Raw genomic sequence first — 16,834 nt, 5'->3', positions numbered from 1 at the left:
ATCTATCGAAAAATTCACAATTCAAAATCAGCTCTTATTTTATCTTATGTTTTTCTGGATATAGGACTTGTATTTACGAGCTTAGGCGCATCATTGAGAGGAGATACGGTTGGTAAGTTCATTATAAGTGCAGGTGTCATTTCGCTTCCCGTAGTATTTTTGCATTTCCTAGTTGTCTTAATGGAGGAAAAGGGAAAAATACGACTTGCTACAAATTATGTGAGATATTTATATATACCGGTAGTTTTAGCGTTTTTTGTATTAATGACTACTTTTTTGCCGATGCATGTGACGTATTACATTTACTCATTCTCTGTGCGTACAACGATGATTTTCTTTTTAGTCGGTATCATATTAAATTTTTATTTACTACTATACTTATACGTAAAATATGGAAGACAAAAAAGTTATCTTTCCACTCTGATCAAAATGGTTTGGTGCTCTCTAATTATTTCATTTTTGCCGCTGGTGACTTTTTCTTTTATTCCAAAATTACTCATGGGCCATGAATGGGTGGATTCTTTCTTTTTAAGCTGGTTCGTCTTATTTTTTCCAGTCTCGTTCGCTTACTTGATTATCACAAAACAGTTGTATAATATCGATACCATTTTGCGCCGCATACTAATGACAACAATTATCGCTCTCTTGCCGAGCGGGGTATTTACCGGGCTTATTGCAATATTTTATCAAAACGAGAACAGGGACAAGCATCTTGTTTTACTTTTTATTGCAATGGTCATCATCCAATCGTTCTTTCTCTACTCGCTAGAATATTTTATGACGAAGCTGCAGGCCATCCTGTTCCCGCGTAAGCATCTGCTGCAAACATCCATCCAGAAAATCGCGAAAAACCTGACTTCGATTTCCAGCTTTAATGAATTGAAAGAAATTATTTTGGTCGATATCGTCAAAACGCTTGAAGTATTCGGCGGTGCCGTGGTTTTTAAATATAAGGATACGATGGAAACGATCAGTGAAGGGGACATCGATGTCGCCGAGGTCGAGCGTTTTGTCGAGTCGGGTGAAACCGAGCATTCGGAATTTTCCTGTTTGCAAATCAACAGCCATGAAGAATATTCGAGCTATTTGATCATGACGCGCACCAGAACGAATACGCTGCTCGGTATGGAAGAGATGCAATGGCTGAACATCATCATCTCGTATTTGGCCGTCAGCCTTGAAAATTTGCACCTGATCCGCAAACTGAACGTCAAGCTGCAGCATTTGGCCGCACAAATGCCGAACGAGCAGGAAGCGAACGATTTCGTCTGGTTCCGCAAGCTGACCTTCGAGCTGCAGGAGATGGAAAGAATGCGCATTGCGACGGACCTGCACGATACGACGATGCAAGATCTGTTTTTCTTGAAGCGCAGACTGGTCGGCGTGATCCAAAGATATGCTTTGTCCAAAGAAGACCAAGATCATATGAGCAGTCTGATCGAATATATCGAGATCATCAATACGAATTTGCGGCAGAGCTGCTTCGAGCTTCACCCGCATTTGCTTAAAGAAATCGGGCTCGTGCAGACGCTGGAGAAAATTATCGAACGGGAAGCTTACGGCAGTCCTTTTGAAATCGATTTTCAGACGGATCAGGAAAACCGCATTGAAAAACGCGACATGGAAACGAAGCGCCATCTGTTCCGCATGATCCAAGAGCTGCTTAATAACGCCAAAAAGCATTCCGAGGCATCGAAGGTTGTCATCCGGCTTCGAGCAAACCAGGAAGGCATGACGCTTTCGTATGAGGATGACGGCGTCGGATTCGATCCTACCCGCACCGCGCCGAGGCAAATCGGCTCCTCAGGTATCGGCATGGAGCAGTTGAAGAGCCGGGTTCTCCATTTGAACGGCTTATGGGAGCTGGAAACCGGCAAAGGCTGCGGCGTCAAAATCCGCATAGCGCTGCCTGCCTTCGAAAGCATGAGCGCGTAAGCGTATGCCTACTAATATCGCCAGAAACGAGGGGTCATAAATGAACGAAGCGGTCCATGCTCAATTAAACGAGTTGGTTGACGAACTGGTGGATGTACCCGAATTTAACCATTTGCTAAAAACGTTTATTCGCGATAAAGCGGGCGAACGCTCCAATTGGGGCAATATAACCGAGAGCACGCATAGGATGCTCGGCGGCAACTCCCCGCATATCCAACGTTATGCCGCGTTAACCGAAATGCTTATCTTATCGCTGGACATTGCTGACGATCTTCAAGACCGAGACAACGACACGAAAACCTGGTGCCAATGTCCACAAGAGCTTGCTTTGAATGCCGTCTTGGCTTTCCTTGCCGGAGCTTTTGCGGAGATCGGCAGGCTTGGAGGCGAAACGATCGGCGGCGGGCCGGATGCAGGTCAAATCGCTAGCATCGTCATGCGTTCGGTAAACGGCCAATACCGCGATCTTGCGGTGACTGCCGAAACGGAAGAAGCGTACATCGCGATGGTGGCGGATAAATCGGGCTCGCTGCTGCGTTTGGCATGCTGCATGGGTTATTCGGGCTTGAAATTGCCGAAGGAGACCGTTGACCAATTGGATGAATTGGCAATCTATCTAGGCATCATCGCGCAAATTGACAACGATTTGAACGATTTGCTCCGGTTCGATACGAAAAACGACGTTTTCCAAAGAAAACGTACGCTGCCGGTTTTTTACTTGCTCGAGGACGACGACGAATCGTTTCCGTATCTCCGTCAATACTATGGCGGAGAGCTGTCGCAGGAGGATTTTATCGTACATAAGCAAGCATGTATCCGTTATATCGAAAATTCGGGCTGCGTGGAATATTCACGGATCATTCAACAGTTGTACATGAAAAAAGCGGAAGCGTTATTGGCCGGAATCGATGCGGTATCCCCCTGGAAAGAAAAATTTATGGAAGCCAATTTCATCCCCGTAACTACCGCTTAGCTGATAAACATACGGAGCCGACGTTCCTTTAATGGAACGCCGGCTTTTTTTATCGAATCAGCAGAGGTTTTACCCCGTCAATAACGGTATCCAGCTCCTTGGAGCACTGCTCGTACATCCATTTCGCTTGTGCGTCGTCCGTCGAAAGGCCGAACATTTCCAAATCGGCTTCGCATTTTTTTAATTGCGCGAGCAGCGAAGCTTTTTGCTGGGGCTGGGGGACAATAAGCTGGTCGTCGAATAAGTCCACATACAATTGTCCGTATGCGTCGACTTGGCCCAGATACACGTTTTCGATAGCTACGCCCAGCTTTTCCAGCTCGGTAAAAAGCCAGCCCCTATTCAGACCGAGCCTGGAAAGCGGCTCATCCATAATGTTGCCGTCCATGATGACGGATTCCGGTTCCTTCTCCGGCCCGACTTTGATACCCAAATGGGAGGGGGTCAACGGCTGATTTTCTTTCTTCAGAAGCACATTGATGCCGCCGTTCGGTTCGATGATGGCAAATTCGACGTCGGCAACCTTGAAAATGTTTTTGCTGCGCAGCTGCTCTAGCAGCTCGTCGGAAGTCAAACGTTCTTTTTTCATATTGTCTTCAAGAACTTTGCCGTCTTTGATAAGCACGGTCGATTTGCTGTCCAGCCAGTCCCGGGCCGTTTTGCTTTTCATTTGCAAATATTCGATGCCTAGGGAAACAGCCACCCAAACCACTAAGGAAATGAGGCCCAAATACCAGGTCGATTCCAAATCAAGCGAAATATAGGCGGCAAGGCTGCCGATGGTAATGCCGGTTATATATTCGAATAGCGAAAGCTGGGAAACCTGTCTTTTGCCAAGCAATCTGGTCAGCAAAAAAAGAACGACTACGGCGCATAACGTTCGCCATACGACTTCCAACCACTCCGGCATCGCTCACACCTCCATCAAACGATTCAACTATATCTACATTATTTAACTCCGGAAGTTTAAATAAACGGATTAAATAAAGGATGTCGATCACGGATTTGGCAATCCGGCAGGATGGGCCCATATTGAATAACCGGTACGATCCGATTATGATGGTAAGCATGAATGGGAATGGCCGCAGACAGCCGGGCAGCATAGCGGCAAACGGCAAGAGCAACCGAGCTTGAGAGAGGAGACACCGCAAATGGCATTCCTACAGCGCCTGCTCTTCGGGATGAAGCTGCAAAATAAATTGATCATTACGTATTTGGCGATCGCGATTTTACCGCTCGCACTGCTGGGAGCGTTCTCCTATCAGCGTTCGTCGAAGGTCGTGCTGGACAAGGTTTGCCAGACCGTATTGGAAAATTTGTCGCAGGTTAACTACAGCCTGGCATATTTTGTGAAAGATATCGAGCAGCTGTCGATGTACGTATACGGCAATCGCGAAATTCAGGAAGTGCTTGCCAAGGACCGAAGCAGGCCGCTTGCGGAAAAGTATCAGGATGATAAACGCATTAATCAGCTTCTGGACAGTTTTCTCGGCTTTAAGAAATGGGATATCAACCTGTATGTGCTCGGGGAGAACGGCGACCGTTATTTGACGGGAGAGCTGCTCCCAAATCAATACGACGAGTATAACGTCAATTGGGGATTATTCCGTAAAGCTCAGTTGGCGGGCGGAGGCGTCGTATGGGATACGCATTATTCGATGAAAAAAACGGATGATTTCGGCATCGTGCTGAGCTCCGGCCAAATGCTCAAAACGATCGAAACGGGAAAGCCGCTAGGCTATTTCGTCATCGATATTATGGAATCGGCGCTTGCCGACAAGTACAACAAAGCGCAAATCGTGCCGGGCGGCCAAGTGTTTTTGCTCGACCGGAACGGCTACATCGTCTCAGGCATCCCGTCGAAGCGGCAGGTCGGAACGAAGCTGACGGAGCCGTATGTGGAACGCGTGCTGGAAGGACGCAAAGGATATTTTACCCAGAGGGACGGGTTTTCCTCTCCGCATATGGTTATTTTCGATACGTCCGAAGCGACCGGCTTCAAGCTTGTCAGCATCGTGCCCGTCACGGCCTTGACTAAGGAAAGTGCCGGCATACGCGATTTGACCGTGCTTATTATCGCCGCCGGCATCGTGATTTCGTGCTGGCTTGCCTACAAGCTGTCCGTGAACATAACGAACCCGCTGCGCAAGCTCCGATCGTTGATGAGCCGTGTCGAGGACGGAAATTTGAATGTGTCGTTCGCATCGAAACATGACGACGAAATCGGCCAGCTCGGAAGAAGCTTCAATGCTATGCTTCAGCAAATCAAGCTGTTAATCGACGAAGTGTATAAAAAGCAGCTGATGCTCCAGGAGGCGGAAATCAAAGCGATTCACGCCCAGTTTAATCCTCATTTTTTGTATAATGCGCTGGACTCGATCAACTGGATGGCGCGTTTGCACAAGCTGGACGATATTAGCCGTACGGCGGTTTCGCTCGGCGAGCTGCTCCGGTTTAGCATCCGCAAGGGCAATCATTTTATCCCGATCGGCGAAGATATGCAGCAAATTCATAACTATTTGGTTATCCAAAAAATGCGGTATAGAGACAAGTTTGAGGTTTTCGTCGATATCGACCCGGAAATGGAAAAACTGTATACGCTTAAGCTCCTGCTTCAACCGCTCGTCGAAAATGCGATTACCCACGGTCTCGAAACGAAGCGGGGCAAAGGCAAGCTGAATATAACCGGGCGCAAGCTGGAGGATCGGGTACGTTTTGTCATAAGCGACGACGGCACGGGCATGCCCCCAGAGGTTCTGCAGAGCATGAAGCTGGGCCGTTACAGCGCTTCGAGCGAGCGTACTACGGGACTCGGGCTTGAAAATTTACAGAAGCGGCTGCAGCTGTATTTCGGCAAAAACTTTTTGTTCGAAATCAACAGCGAGCAAGGCCGCGGCACGACGATTTCGCTGGAAATTCCGGCGCTGACGCAGGCGGATGCGATGACTCGCGAGTCGGGAGCCGCGGAGGCCGCAGATCAGGAAGAAAGCGGAACCCGTGAAACGCGGGATTCGTCAAGGCCGCAAAAAACGGAGAAGAACGGCTTGCCGGAGGTGAAAGGCGATGTATAAAATCGTCATCGTCGAAGACGAATGGCTGGTGCGCGAAGGATTAAAACAGACGATACCATGGAGCGATCTCGGCTGCGAGATTGCCGGCGAAGCCGAGGATGGCGAAGCGGCGCTCGAGCTTCTGGAGCAAGCCGTTCCGGATATTATGCTGTCCGATATCCGCATGCCGACGATGGACGGAATCGAGCTGGCGAGGCGCGTTTCGGAACGATGGCCGGAGGTAAACATCGTATTTCTGACGGGCTTCGACGATTTTGCTTATGCGCAGCAGGCGGTGAGGCTCGGGGCGGCAGACTATGTGCTGAAGCCGACGAATCCGGACGAGCTGGAGAAGGTCGTTCGGCGTATTACCTCCAAGCTGGACGAAGCGCGAAGCAAACGGCAGCTTGCAGAGCAGCAGGATAAGCATTGGGCGGAAGGACGTCCCGTCGTAGCGGGCCTCGATAAGCGGGAAACGGGCGAAAGCCGGGAGTTCCAGCAAATTATGGATTACTTGTTGACTCACTTTCAGGAGGATGTGCCGCTGCAAAGCATGGCCGACCGGATGAAGGTAAGCGAAAGCCATTTCAGCAGGCTGTTCAAAAAGCATGTCGGGGTCAGTTTTCTCGAATACGTAACGAACCTGAGGGTTCAAGCGGCGAAGGAGCTGCTGGCGGACCCAAGGTTCAAAATGTATGAAATTGCAGAACGCGTAGGCTATCAGGATTCGCGGTATTTCAGCCAAATTTTCCGCAAAAGCACGGGGGAAACGCCTTCGGAATACCGGAAGCGGCTCGGGATCTCAACCGTGTAGCGGTAAAACGGCAGCGATGAAATCCGCCTTATAGAATCGTAACAAAACTTCGTAAGCGGCCGCCCGCTTGCGAAGTTTTTGCGTTTTTTTCCACCTTAGCTTGAGCAAAATATTCAACAAAAGACGCAATTCCGTCACATTGAAAGCGTTTTATAACGCCTTTATAGTTAAGTTATCGCTAGCGACATCGTACTTAAACAGAAACGAAAGGGGTTTCATTACAACCATGAAAAAATTATTCTCGGGCGCAATCGCCGCATTATTGGCCATTACGGTTGCAGGCTGCGGAGCAGGTCAAACGACAGACAATAAATCCGGAGGGGCTAACTCCCCGTCGCCGTCCAGCTCGGCCGACCCATCGACTACGAAAAAAGGCGGCAAGCTGACGCTTTATTCACCGAACGCGGCGGAGGTCAATAACCCGATCGTCAAGGAATTCCAGGATCGTACGGGCATCGAAGTGCAGCTCATTTCCGGCGGGACCGGGGAATTGCTGAAGCGCGTGCAAGCCGAAGAGAAAAATCCGCTCGGCGACGTGTTCTGGGCAGGCGGCGCGGATTCTTTGGAAGCGTTCAAAGCTTACTTCGAGCCATACAAATCCAAGGAGTTCGACAATCTGGCTCCTGAATATATCGATAAAAACAGCGTGTGGACACCGTTCGCGGCGCTTCCGATGGTCATCATGTACAACAAGGAGCTCGTCAAAACGGGCGAGGAGCCGAAAACGTGGAAGGATCTGCTCGATCCGAAATGGAAAGGCAAAATCGCCTTCGCCGATCCGGCCAAATCGGGTTCCTCCTATACGCAGCTCGTGACGATGCTGACGGCATTCGGCAAAGACGACAACGCAGGCTGGGATTTCGTGAAGCAGTTCGTCAAAAACCTCGACGGCAAAATTTTGTCCAGCTCCGGTATGGTATACAAAGGCGTAGCCGATAAAGAATTCGCGCTCGGCGTTACGTTAGAAGAAGCTGCGCTACGTTACGTGGAAGGCGGCGCCAAGGTTGGAATCGCTTATCCGTCGGAAGGCACCTCGGCGGTACCGGACGGCGCGGCGGTTATCAAAGGCGCCAAAAATATGGAGCAAGCCAAGCAATTCATCGACTTCCTGGTGGGCAAAGACGTGCAATCGCTCATCCAGAAGGAGTTTAAGCGCCGCTCGGTGCGCAAGGATGCGGAAACGATTCAAGGCATTCCGGCTTCCAAGGATATAAAGCTTGTACAGTACGACTTCGATTTCGCGGCAAGCAAAAAAGACGAAACGATCAAAAGATTCGGCAAAATCGTTACCGGCCAAGAGTAAGCGGCGTTTTCCACTGAACAAGGTGCCCGAATGCGAGCAGGGCACCTTGTTTCTTAAATCGATCAACCGAACGGCAATATCCTACATTTATATGCTTCATAGCGGAGGTTAACGATGAAAAAAATCGTGTTCGATCACGTGACCAAATATTTCGGTACTGCGAAAGCGGTTAACGATGCGCATTTTACGATTCAGGAGGGCGAGTTTTTCACGCTGCTTGGCCCGAGCGGCTGCGGTAAAACGACGCTGCTGCGTACGATCGCAGGCTTCTACAGGCAAGAGGAAGGCAGCATATATTTCGGCGACCAGCTGATGAACGACGTGCCGACGCACAAGCGGAATATCGGCATGGTGTTCCAAAACTATGCGATTTTCCCGCATATGACGGTGTTCGATAATGTCGCATACGGCTTGAAGGCCCGCGATGTCGGCAAGAAGGAAATCGAAACGCGCGTTTTGGAAGCGCTTGAAATGGTTCAGCTTTCCCATCTGCGCGACCGGATTCCGTCCGATATGAGCGGAGGCCAGCAGCAGCGTATCGCGCTTGCGCGGGCGATCGTCATTCGTCCGGGCTTGCTGCTCATGGATGAGCCGCTGTCCAATCTCGACGCGAAGCTGCGCATCAAGATGCGCTCGGATATCCGCAAGCTTCAGAAGGAATTGAACATTACGACGATTTATGTCACGCATGACCAGGAGGAGGCGCTTGCCGTATCCGACCGGATCGCCGTACTGAATGAGGGGCGGATTCAGCAAATCGCAACGCCGCAAAACATTTATGCTTACCCGGAAAACAAGTTTGTTGCGAATTTTATCGGCACATCCAACTTTCTCGAAGGCTCGTGCGGCAACTATGACTCGGTTACGCAAGAAGCCGACATTTCCTTGCTTGGGCGCTCGTTCAAGCTGCGCCTGAACAAGCCTTATGCGGGCGGCGTCAAGTTCGCGATTCGTCCGGAGAGGATCAAGCTACAACCCGACAGTGCAGGCAGCGATCGAAGTAATTTCCGCGGCGAAATCGCGACGGTAACGTATTTGGGCGAAAAAGTGAGCTATATCGTCAAGCTCGCCGACGGCAGCGAAATCGACGTGCAGCAGCACGCCATAGAGCCGCATCAGCTGCTAAGCGAGAAACAGCCCGTATTGATCGATCTGCAGCTTGCCAAAGCGGCCATGTTCGACAATGAGGGCGGGGAGGTCATCTACAGTGCAGACCGCGATTAAACCGACGTTGGCCAGACGGCTTAGCCTGCGGCATTGGGATTTTTGGACGTGGGTGACGCTTATCGTTTATGTGTTTCTGTTTGCTTTTATCGTTTATCCGCTCTTTACGCTGCTGTTCAACAGCTTTTTTAACGACAAGGGCGCGTTTTCGCTGGAAAACTACGGCAACTTCATCAAGCTGAAATACTTCCGAAGCGCGCTGCTGAACAGCTTGCAGGTTTCGGCGCTGGCGACCGTATTCGCGATTTTGATCGGCGTTCCGCTGGCATACGTGACGGCAAGGTACGATATTCCCTGTAAAGGACTCATTCAGATTCTGGTAATTATGTCCTTGCTGTCGCCGCCGTTTATCGGAGCGTATTCCTGGATTTTGATGCTCGGCAATAACGGGTTCATCACCCGGTTCTTGCACGACGTCGGCATTCCTTTCGGATCCGTATATGGCTGGAAAGGGATCGTGTTCGTTTTTACCTTGCAATTTTACCCGCATATTTACTTGTACGTTTCCGGCGCGCTGCGCACGATCGACACATCGCTTGAGGAAGCGGCGGAAAGCCTCGGCCGTTCCAGCTTCCGGCGGATGACGACGATTACGCTGCCGCTCATTTTTCCGACATTGTCGGCAGGCGCGCTAATGGTGTTTATGGCCTCGTTCGCCGACTTCGGGACGCCGATGCTGCTGGGGCAAGGCTTCAAGGTACTGCCGATCCTCGCTTACGAGCAGTTTATAAGCGAAATGGGCGGCAATCCGGCGATGGCCAGTACGCTCAGCGTGATTCTGATTTTGTGCTCGACGAGCATTTTGTTCGCCCAACGATATTTTGTTTCCCGGAAAAATTATACGATGTCGGGGATGCGCACGCCGAAGCTCAAAAAGCTGAAGCCGCTGCAGAAGGCTTTGTTCACTGCTGGGGCGCTGACGATCGCGCTGGTGTCGATGATCCCGCAGGCCACCGTGCTCGTTACTTCGTTCATCAAGACGAAAGGGCCGGTGTTCCATCCGGGCTTTAGCCTGAACAGCTACCGTGAAATTTTGTACCGCGTTCCGAAGGCGATCATTAACACGTACACGTATTCGTTAATTTCGATCGTCATCATGATCGTGGTCGGCATGCTTATCGCTTATGTGCTTGTGCGCCGGAAATCGAAGCTGACCGCCATGCTCGACGGCCTGCTTATGATTCCGTACGTCATGCCGGGAACCGTTCTCGGGATCAGCCTTATCATCGCGTTTAACAAGCCGCCGATCGTGCTTACGGGCACGTGGATCATTCTCGTAATCGCGTATGTCGTTCGCAAGCTGCCTTATACGATTCGTTCGAGCACCGCGATTTTGCATCAGCTCGACCGGAGCGTCGAAGAGGCGTCGATCAGCCTTGGCGTGCCTCCGATGAAAACATTTTTCAAGACGACCGGAAGGCTGATGGCCCCGGGCGTGTTGTCCGGCGCGATTTTGAGCTGGGTGACGACGATCAACGAGCTGAGCTCGACGCTAGTCCTCTATTTTGGCGCGACGGCGACGATTTCCGTCACGATTTACAGCGAGGTATTTACGTCCAACTATGGCACCGGCGCGGCGCTCGCTTCGATTTTGACGGTGAGTACGCTAATCTCGCTCATTATTGCGAACAAGCTGAGCAAGAAAGGGCTGCAGTTGTAGGGCTTTAGCGGCATCGTTCGCAGATTCGCGCATTCTTGCATAACGGACGCCTTCCCGATAATGGTTTTGCCGGCGACTGTGATATGATGAAGGAAAACGATTCGGGGACGCGATGGGATGGTCAGAAAAATGCTCGGCTGGCTGGCGGCGGCCGTTGTTGCGGCAGGCTTCGCAGCCGTATATATCACGATGACGGGAGTTCCCGACGATACGGGCGGCCGTTTCGGTCAAGCTTCGGACAGCTCGGAATCGGTCGCCATATGGGTGCATAGCGAAGGACTGGCCGAAATGCTCGGCGAGTTTCAGACCGAGCATCCGGAGCTTGAGCTGGACATTCGAACTTTCCGTTCGGGGATGTTGCTTTACGAAGAGCTTACGGCGGCCATTTCGACCCGGACGACGCCGCATATCGCCGAGCTTGACAGCTTGTACGGCGTAGCGCAGCTTGCCGAGACGGGGGCGCTGCTTCCGGTCGAGAGCGAAATGGAAGATACGCCTTGGAAGGATAGTATGCCCAGGGCGTTCACCGCTCCGTTTCGGTATAGAGAGCATGATTGGGCAGTCCCGTTCGGAGCGGGATTGCCGGTATTATATGCGAATATGAGTTTGCTGAAAAATGCGGGGTTTCAAGCTCAGCCTTCTTTCTCCGGCTGGGAGGAGGCGCTTGCCGCTTCCGAAAAGATGACCAAGGATGTGAATGGGGACGGCTCGAACGATTTTTGGGGAATAGCCGTCGACCGCGAGCAGTCCTGGTACTTTCAGAGCCTGCTTTCGGACAAGGAAGGCAAGCTTGATGACGGGAACGGAGCAAGCTCGGCTTTTGCGCTATGGAAACGGTTTGTTTACGGCTCCGGCGTCATGAAGCCTTTGCAGCACAGGCTGGCGGCAAGCGATTTTATTAACGGCAGAGCGGGGTTATTCGTCAGCGGCTCGGATAGGCTGCCCATGCTGGAGCGGTATATCGGCGGCAAGTTCGCCTTCGAAATGACGCCTTTGCCCCGCTTGGCGCAAACGGCGATTTTGCCGGAAATCCGCGCACTGGCACCGATCCGCTCGACGCCGGAGAAGGAGCGGGCTGCTCTCCGCGTTATCAAGCACATGATCGGCGACGAAACCCAGCAGCGCATCATCAGACAGCTGGGGCTGCTGCCTTCGCGGATCGATATCGCGGATAAGCTGGCCGGCGAATCGAATTTGTCCGAGCGCGAGCGCTACGTTCTGGAGGCTGCCGGAAGCTTGGCGGTAAAGACGGCGGCTGCCGGAGACGCCAAACGGTGGAATAAAATCGGCGAGCTCCTCGAGACGATCGAGCTGATGCCGGACGCATCGGCTGAGAAGGCGGCGGAATCGCTGCGTTCTGCAGCGGGCGATTAAGCGAATTCGGGAAGAAGCTGGCGAATGAAAAAGGGTGAATGGCAGGTATGCATGCCGAGAAAAACAAACCCGGCTCGTCAATATGCTGAGCGCTCGAAAGGAACTATGAACGATTAAGGGACACGGACAATGCCCCCTTGGCGAGCGCATATATCAAAGGTAACGGATGACGAGCGCCGTAATAATTAATGTTCGAGCGGGAGAATCCGGATTTTTTTAGGATGCAGATAATGGAACGAACGGGACGTTTAAATGGGAGGCAGCGAGATGAAGGTAGAGAAGCTTACGATCCGGGGAACTAGCGAGTGGAATGAGGATGCATGGGTAGTAAACGAAGGACTTCATTTGTACGGCGTAATAGACGGTGCGACTTCGCTGACGCCGTTCCGGGGACCCAATAACGAGACGGGCGGCTATATGGCTTCTCATTCGATCAAAGCTTATTTGGAAGCTTTGGGCGAGGAACGGGACGGCCCGCTTCGGCTGGAGCAGGCGGTTTTGGAAGCCAACGACGGTTTGCGCGAACAAATGAAATCGTTCGGCATCGATACGGCCGACAAACAAGCCGTATGGTCAGCCGGCATTGCCGCGGTCCGCGTACTGGAGAAGCATATCGACTACGTACAAGCGGGAGATTGCATGATCTACGCGTTGTATAAGGATGGAAGCGTACGCACGGTAACGCGCGATCAAGTCGGACATATCGATGCCAAGACCAAACTTCTGCTAATCGAAGGGATCCAGCAAGGCATCACCAGTCAAGCGGAGCTTCGGAAGCTCGTTACGCCGGCGATACTTGCGAACAAGCAAACGATGAATACATTCGACGGCTACTCGGTCATGAGCGGGGAAAGCGCTCTTGCCGACCATCTGGAATACGGCCGGATCAACCGGATACAGCTGGAAGCGCTGCTGCTCATTACGGACGGCCTCTTCCCGCTGCAAGCGCAGCTCGACGATTTATTCGACCCGCAAGCGCTTGTCGCGGAAATACGCGAGCGGACGCTGCAAGGCTACGCGCAGGCGCTGCTCGACCAGGAAGCATCCGACAGCGAATGCCAGAGGTATCCGCGCTTCAAAACGTCCGACGACAAAACGGCCGTCTGGATCCGCTTCGACTAAACCGGCAGCTTTCGTTACTAGCTGCGAGCTGCCGCCAAGTTTAGTACCTAATGCGCTGACTAATGTGAATTTTAGGATACTGAGGATGGCAGATGTACTTCAACCATGAACCAAGGCTTCGCTGAAGCGGAACCATCAAGTACTATGCTCATTTTAGTTACGAAAGCAAACACGGATATCGTAATGGGTATACACGAACGGTGCGATTAGTGGAGAAAACCTTTCTGTTCATGAGGCTGTCCTCACTATTCCATCGGAAAAATGCTCGTTCTAGTCAAATAGTGAGGCAAACGCAACTATCAATTTTGTTTGCCTCACTATTAGTTGCGTTTGCCTCACTAGCTCGCTTGAACACGGGTTTACGGCGAGAAATAGTAAGGCTTGCCTCATTATGCCTATAAAACATAGCTTTTCGACGAAAGATATCTTGCCTTATTAGAAAGTACCGTATACTCTTCACGGCAAGTCGGGTAGTAAATCTAATAGCATAGGCAGTCAACCTAATAAAAGCATTTACCAAACAAATAAGCTTCCACTACCTCTTTAGAGTGATTTTGAAAGCTTATTTGTTTACATATTGGGATTGGTTCATTCTCCACTCCCCTTTGGGACAACCCCAGCAGCGCCTCAACCTGCTAACGAGCCGCAGTTCGCTTACCGCTCCCCGGGTTCCTCTTCGTCGGAGGGCGCGAGGCGCTCCGCCGAATCGAGCAAAAAGCGGGCGAAGCCGATCGGATTGCGGTAAGTCGCTTTCCACTCCTCGAGCATGCCGCCTTCGCGAAAGCTGTAGCGCTGATCGCGGCCGTTGCACTCGATCAGCATCGGGAAGCCGTCTTCCCGCAAGCCGATGTCCAAGCCAAGATCTGCGGCCATCGGGAGTCTTATGCTCAAGTGCTCGGCGACGCGAAGCGCGAGAGTCTCGATATTCGCTTTTACTGCCTCTGCATCAAGCTGCGGATACGAGGAAAGCAGCGTTTCGAGCGACATGACTTTGCCTCCCTGCGCAACGTTCGTAACGAACGCTCCGCGCCTGGCTACTTTGCCGATGATGCCGGTTATTTGCCAATCGCCGCTCTCATCGCGTTGGACGGAGACGCGCAGGTCGAAGGGACGTCCGTCGTACAGCGCCAGCGGAATGCGCTGCTGGACGAGATATCTCTTGGCGCGAAGCCTGGCCAATAGGCGGCGAGGGAGCGCGCTGCCGAACACAAGCCGAATGCGGCCTTTGCCGAAGCGGCCGACGGGCATCAGCAGCTCCCAAACGCTTTGCTTGATCAGCTCCGCCTTCATCACCCCAATCCCGACGCTGCTGTTGTCGGGCTTCAGAATAAGCGAATCGTGGGTGCGCAGCATTTGCCAAATGTTTTTGACCGTAGCAAGGCGGGACTCCGGCAAATGAGGCTTTAGCGATTCGTCGTTCGACAGCCAGTTATGGACGGTCAGCTTCCCGTAGCGGTTCCAACCGTTAAACAGCATCGAACCGGCTTGCCCAAGCAAGGCGGCTTTGCGCACCGACCGTTTATCGAAAAATATCGCCCGGTTATGGATTACTTTCGGCACTTCCACCGTTTCCTTACGGTATCGGTTTCCTTTGCGGACATAGGCTCTCATCGTCCGGTTCCGGAATGGAATGTCCGTAAGCCGGAAATAGCAGGGGATAAGCCCGTACTGTTCGGCCGCCTCCTCATACAATGCAGGAGCTTCGTACCCCGTTCTCCCCGAAGGAAGCTTCCGGTATAACGATTGGTTGACCATAATGCCTACGTACGACTGTTTCATTCCGATACCTCCCGTTGAATGGTTAAGACGAGTACCTCATTGACAAGCGACGCAAGCCTTGCGGAACGGTTGATGTAATGTATGTTTTTACGTCCGGCCGGGAGTGGACGGGCGCATTGTGCAATCAACCATTTTTCTCAACAAATGGGACCCGCTGTATACAATACATTAATCGCAGCAGGTGGCTAGGGCGTTTTTTAAGAGAGGTGGTTCGTGCGATGAATAAACCGCGAGTAGCCGTCGTAACCCCCGGCTCCTTTGTCGTGCCGTCCCCGCGCAGCAGCTCGGTAGAGCGCGTAGTATACGAGGTGACGAGACTTTTGCAGGAGCAGGTCGATTGCCATGTATACGGTATTCGTGCGGGCGGTTATGCCGCGAATGAGAATATCGGAGGCGTACATTACATTCGCGTGCCCAGGAGCAAGCGCAATGGCTATATGCGGGCGGTGAACAACCGGATCAGAAGGCAGCGGTACGATTTGATTCAGGTGGATAACCGTCCGAGGCATGCCCGTTTTCTCAAAAGAAAGCATCCCCGAACCCCGGTATGGCTTTTTTTGCATTCGCTTAATTTCGTCAATAAGCCGCATATCGGGCGTAAGGAGCTCGCTTCCTGCTTCCGCCACGCCGATCGGATTCTAGTAAACAGCAGTTTTTTGCTTGAAAGGATGGCTGAGCGGTTTCCGGCGATCCGCAGCAAGCTGAGGGTGAATTATTTGGGGGTCAACCAGGAGCAGTTCATGTCCCGGTGGTCGGAGGAAGGGGAGCGGTTTCGAGAAAATATGCTTGCCCGCCTGGGCTTGCAAAACCGCAAAATCATTTTGTACGTCGGCCGGCTGATTAAATCGAAAGGGATTCATCATTTGCTTGAGGCTATGCCGGATATCGTGAAGCAGGAGCCGGAGGCGATGCTGCTTATCGTAGGCGGCGCATACTACGGCTCGCGAAAGACGACCGCTTATGCGAGACAGCTGCACCGGTTGGGACGCAAAATGCCGGAGCATGTCCGTTTCGTGCCCTACGTGCCGTACAACCAAATTGCCAATTGGTTTCGGATTGCCGATGTGACGGTAGTGCCTTCCTCGCAGCGCGAAGCTTTCGGACTGGTCAACGTCGAAGCGATGGCGTCGGGTATCCCCGTGATTGCGACGTACGCAGGCGGCATGAAAGAAATTATCGATCACGAAAATACGGGTTACCTTGTCCCGCTCCAAAGGCTGCAGGAAGAGCTGGCCGACAAGATCGTCAAGGTTATCGGAAACGACGAGCTGCAGCGTAACATGGGGGAGCAGGCGATGCAGCGGGTCGAATCGACGTTTACATGGCGGCATACGGCGGATCGTTGGATGAAGCATTTTTGCGAACAAACCGGCGCCGTTTTTGCCGATCCCGGAGGCCCGTGCTTGTAACGGAATGCCGCCGCAGCGAAACCCTTCCCTAAACGCGCCCGCAGCTTGTGAACCTCCGGGTTGAATCGTCGTTAACCCGATATGATCCAGTACCGTCCGGAAACTTTCCGGGCGGTTTTTGCGTTTAGCGGCCTTTCGACCGCCAAGAGAAATAACAGAGGAGCGATGAAGGCGCGGACTTCAAAATTTTC

The 16,834-nt window shown here is 52.0% G+C and carries 12 protein-coding genes; 10 read left to right on the top strand and 2 right to left on the bottom strand.

The genetic code is table 11. From position 1 onward, the window contains the following. The first annotated feature begins 624 nt into the window (after nt 1–624). Both DQG23_RS42070 and DQG23_RS08650 read left to right on the top strand, forming a co-directional pair. A complete protein-coding gene (locus DQG23_RS42070; RefSeq protein WP_158560354.1) occupies nt 625–1,935 on the top strand; it encodes a sensor histidine kinase in 1,311 nt (436 codons plus the stop codon). Nucleotides 1,936–1,975: 40 nt separating this feature from the next. Further along, nucleotides 1,976–2,908 carry a polyprenyl synthetase family protein gene (locus tag DQG23_RS08650; protein ID WP_113030403.1) on the top strand — a complete coding sequence of 311 codons (933 nt, stop codon included), beginning with the start codon at nt 1,976–1,978 and terminating at the stop codon, nt 2,906–2,908. 49 nt (nt 2,909–2,957) lie between these two features. On the opposite strand, the gene DQG23_RS08645 is transcribed toward DQG23_RS08650, so the two are convergent. Continuing rightward, a complete protein-coding gene (locus tag DQG23_RS08645; RefSeq protein WP_113030402.1) occupies nt 2,958–3,818 on the bottom strand; it encodes a DUF421 domain-containing protein in 861 nt (286 codons plus the stop codon). A 241-nt stretch (nt 3,819–4,059) separates the two neighbouring features. Here DQG23_RS08645 and DQG23_RS08640 point away from each other — a divergent pair, with 241 nt between their 5' ends. The 7 genes from DQG23_RS08640 to DQG23_RS08610 all read left to right on the top strand — a co-directional run bounded on the left by DQG23_RS08640 (nt 4,060) and on the right by DQG23_RS08610 (nt 13,455). Then, a complete protein-coding gene (locus DQG23_RS08640) occupies nt 4,060–5,979 on the top strand; it encodes a cache domain-containing sensor histidine kinase (protein WP_113030401.1) in 1,920 nt (639 codons plus the stop codon). After that, the gene (locus DQG23_RS08635; RefSeq protein WP_113030400.1) at nt 5,972–6,772 is read left to right on the top strand and encodes a response regulator; all 801 of its coding nucleotides are present in this window, start codon (nt 5,972–5,974) and stop codon (nt 6,770–6,772) included. The genes DQG23_RS08640 and DQG23_RS08635 overlap by 8 nt, the downstream gene beginning before the upstream one ends. A 226-nt stretch (nt 6,773–6,998) precedes the next feature. After that, complete coding sequence (locus DQG23_RS08630; protein ID WP_113030399.1) at nt 6,999–8,075, top strand: ABC transporter substrate-binding protein; 1,077 nt, start codon at nt 6,999–7,001, stop codon at nt 8,073–8,075. A gap of 114 nt (nt 8,076–8,189) precedes the next feature. Further along, a complete protein-coding gene (locus DQG23_RS08625) occupies nt 8,190–9,299 on the top strand; it encodes an ABC transporter ATP-binding protein (RefSeq protein WP_113030398.1) in 1,110 nt (369 codons plus the stop codon). Then, complete coding sequence (locus DQG23_RS08620; protein ID WP_238177803.1) at nt 9,283–10,959, top strand: ABC transporter permease; 1,677 nt, start codon at nt 9,283–9,285, stop codon at nt 10,957–10,959. The genes DQG23_RS08625 and DQG23_RS08620 overlap by 17 nt, the downstream gene beginning before the upstream one ends. Before the next feature lie 117 nt (nt 10,960–11,076). After that, on the top strand, nt 11,077–12,333 hold the full coding sequence (locus DQG23_RS08615) for an extracellular solute-binding protein (RefSeq protein ID WP_113030396.1): 1,257 nt from the start codon (nt 11,077–11,079) through the stop codon (nt 12,331–12,333). Nucleotides 12,334–12,600: 267 nt separating this feature from the next. Further along, nucleotides 12,601–13,455 (top strand): protein phosphatase 2C domain-containing protein, encoded by an 855-nt coding sequence (locus DQG23_RS08610; RefSeq protein ID WP_158560353.1) that lies wholly within the window; start codon nt 12,601–12,603, stop codon nt 13,453–13,455. Nucleotides 13,456–14,109: 654 nt separating this feature from the next. On the opposite strand, the gene DQG23_RS08605 is transcribed toward DQG23_RS08610, so the two are convergent. After that, nucleotides 14,110–15,234: a YheC/YheD family endospore coat-associated protein gene (locus DQG23_RS08605; RefSeq protein WP_113030394.1), complete on the bottom strand. Its 1,125-nt coding sequence runs from the start codon at nt 15,232–15,234 to the stop codon at nt 14,110–14,112. A 218-nt stretch (nt 15,235–15,452) separates the two neighbouring features. Between DQG23_RS08605 and DQG23_RS08600 the strand changes: the two genes are divergently transcribed. Continuing rightward, the gene (locus tag DQG23_RS08600) at nt 15,453–16,643 is read left to right on the top strand and encodes a glycosyltransferase family 4 protein (protein ID WP_113030393.1); all 1,191 of its coding nucleotides are present in this window, start codon (nt 15,453–15,455) and stop codon (nt 16,641–16,643) included. Nucleotides 16,644–16,834: the final 191 nt, after the last annotated feature.

Source organism: Paenibacillus contaminans (assembly GCF_003285015.1).
Lineage (GTDB): Bacteria > Bacillota > Bacilli > Paenibacillales > NBRC-103111 > Paenibacillus_V > Paenibacillus_V contaminans.
This window is presented reverse-complemented; position numbering and strand designations above follow the sequence as displayed.

Bases quoted from the DNA above. Each gene is read 5' to 3' on its own strand.
- DQG23_RS08605 (WP_113030394.1), bottom strand. From the start codon at position 15,234: ATGAAACAGTCGTACGTAGGCATTATGGTCAACCAATCGTTATACCGG.
- DQG23_RS08610 (WP_158560353.1), top strand. From the start codon at position 12,601: ATGAAGGTAGAGAAGCTTACGATCCGGGGAACTAGCGAGTGGAATGAG.
- DQG23_RS08630 (WP_113030399.1), top strand. From the start codon at position 6,999: ATGAAAAAATTATTCTCGGGCGCAATCGCCGCATTATTGGCCATTACG.
- DQG23_RS08645 (WP_113030402.1), bottom strand. From the start codon at position 3,818: ATGCCGGAGTGGTTGGAAGTCGTATGGCGAACGTTATGCGCCGTAGTC.
- DQG23_RS42070 (WP_158560354.1), top strand. From the start codon at position 625: ATGACAACAATTATCGCTCTCTTGCCGAGCGGGGTATTTACCGGGCTT.
- DQG23_RS08615 (WP_113030396.1), top strand. From the start codon at position 11,077: ATGGTCAGAAAAATGCTCGGCTGGCTGGCGGCGGCCGTTGTTGCGGCA.
- DQG23_RS08640 (WP_113030401.1), top strand. From the start codon at position 4,060: ATGGCATTCCTACAGCGCCTGCTCTTCGGGATGAAGCTGCAAAATAAA.
- DQG23_RS08650 (WP_113030403.1), top strand. From the start codon at position 1,976: ATGAACGAAGCGGTCCATGCTCAATTAAACGAGTTGGTTGACGAACTG.
- DQG23_RS08600 (WP_113030393.1), top strand. From the start codon at position 15,453: ATGAATAAACCGCGAGTAGCCGTCGTAACCCCCGGCTCCTTTGTCGTG.
- DQG23_RS08625 (WP_113030398.1), top strand. From the start codon at position 8,190: ATGAAAAAAATCGTGTTCGATCACGTGACCAAATATTTCGGTACTGCG.
- DQG23_RS08635 (WP_113030400.1), top strand. From the start codon at position 5,972: ATGTATAAAATCGTCATCGTCGAAGACGAATGGCTGGTGCGCGAAGGA.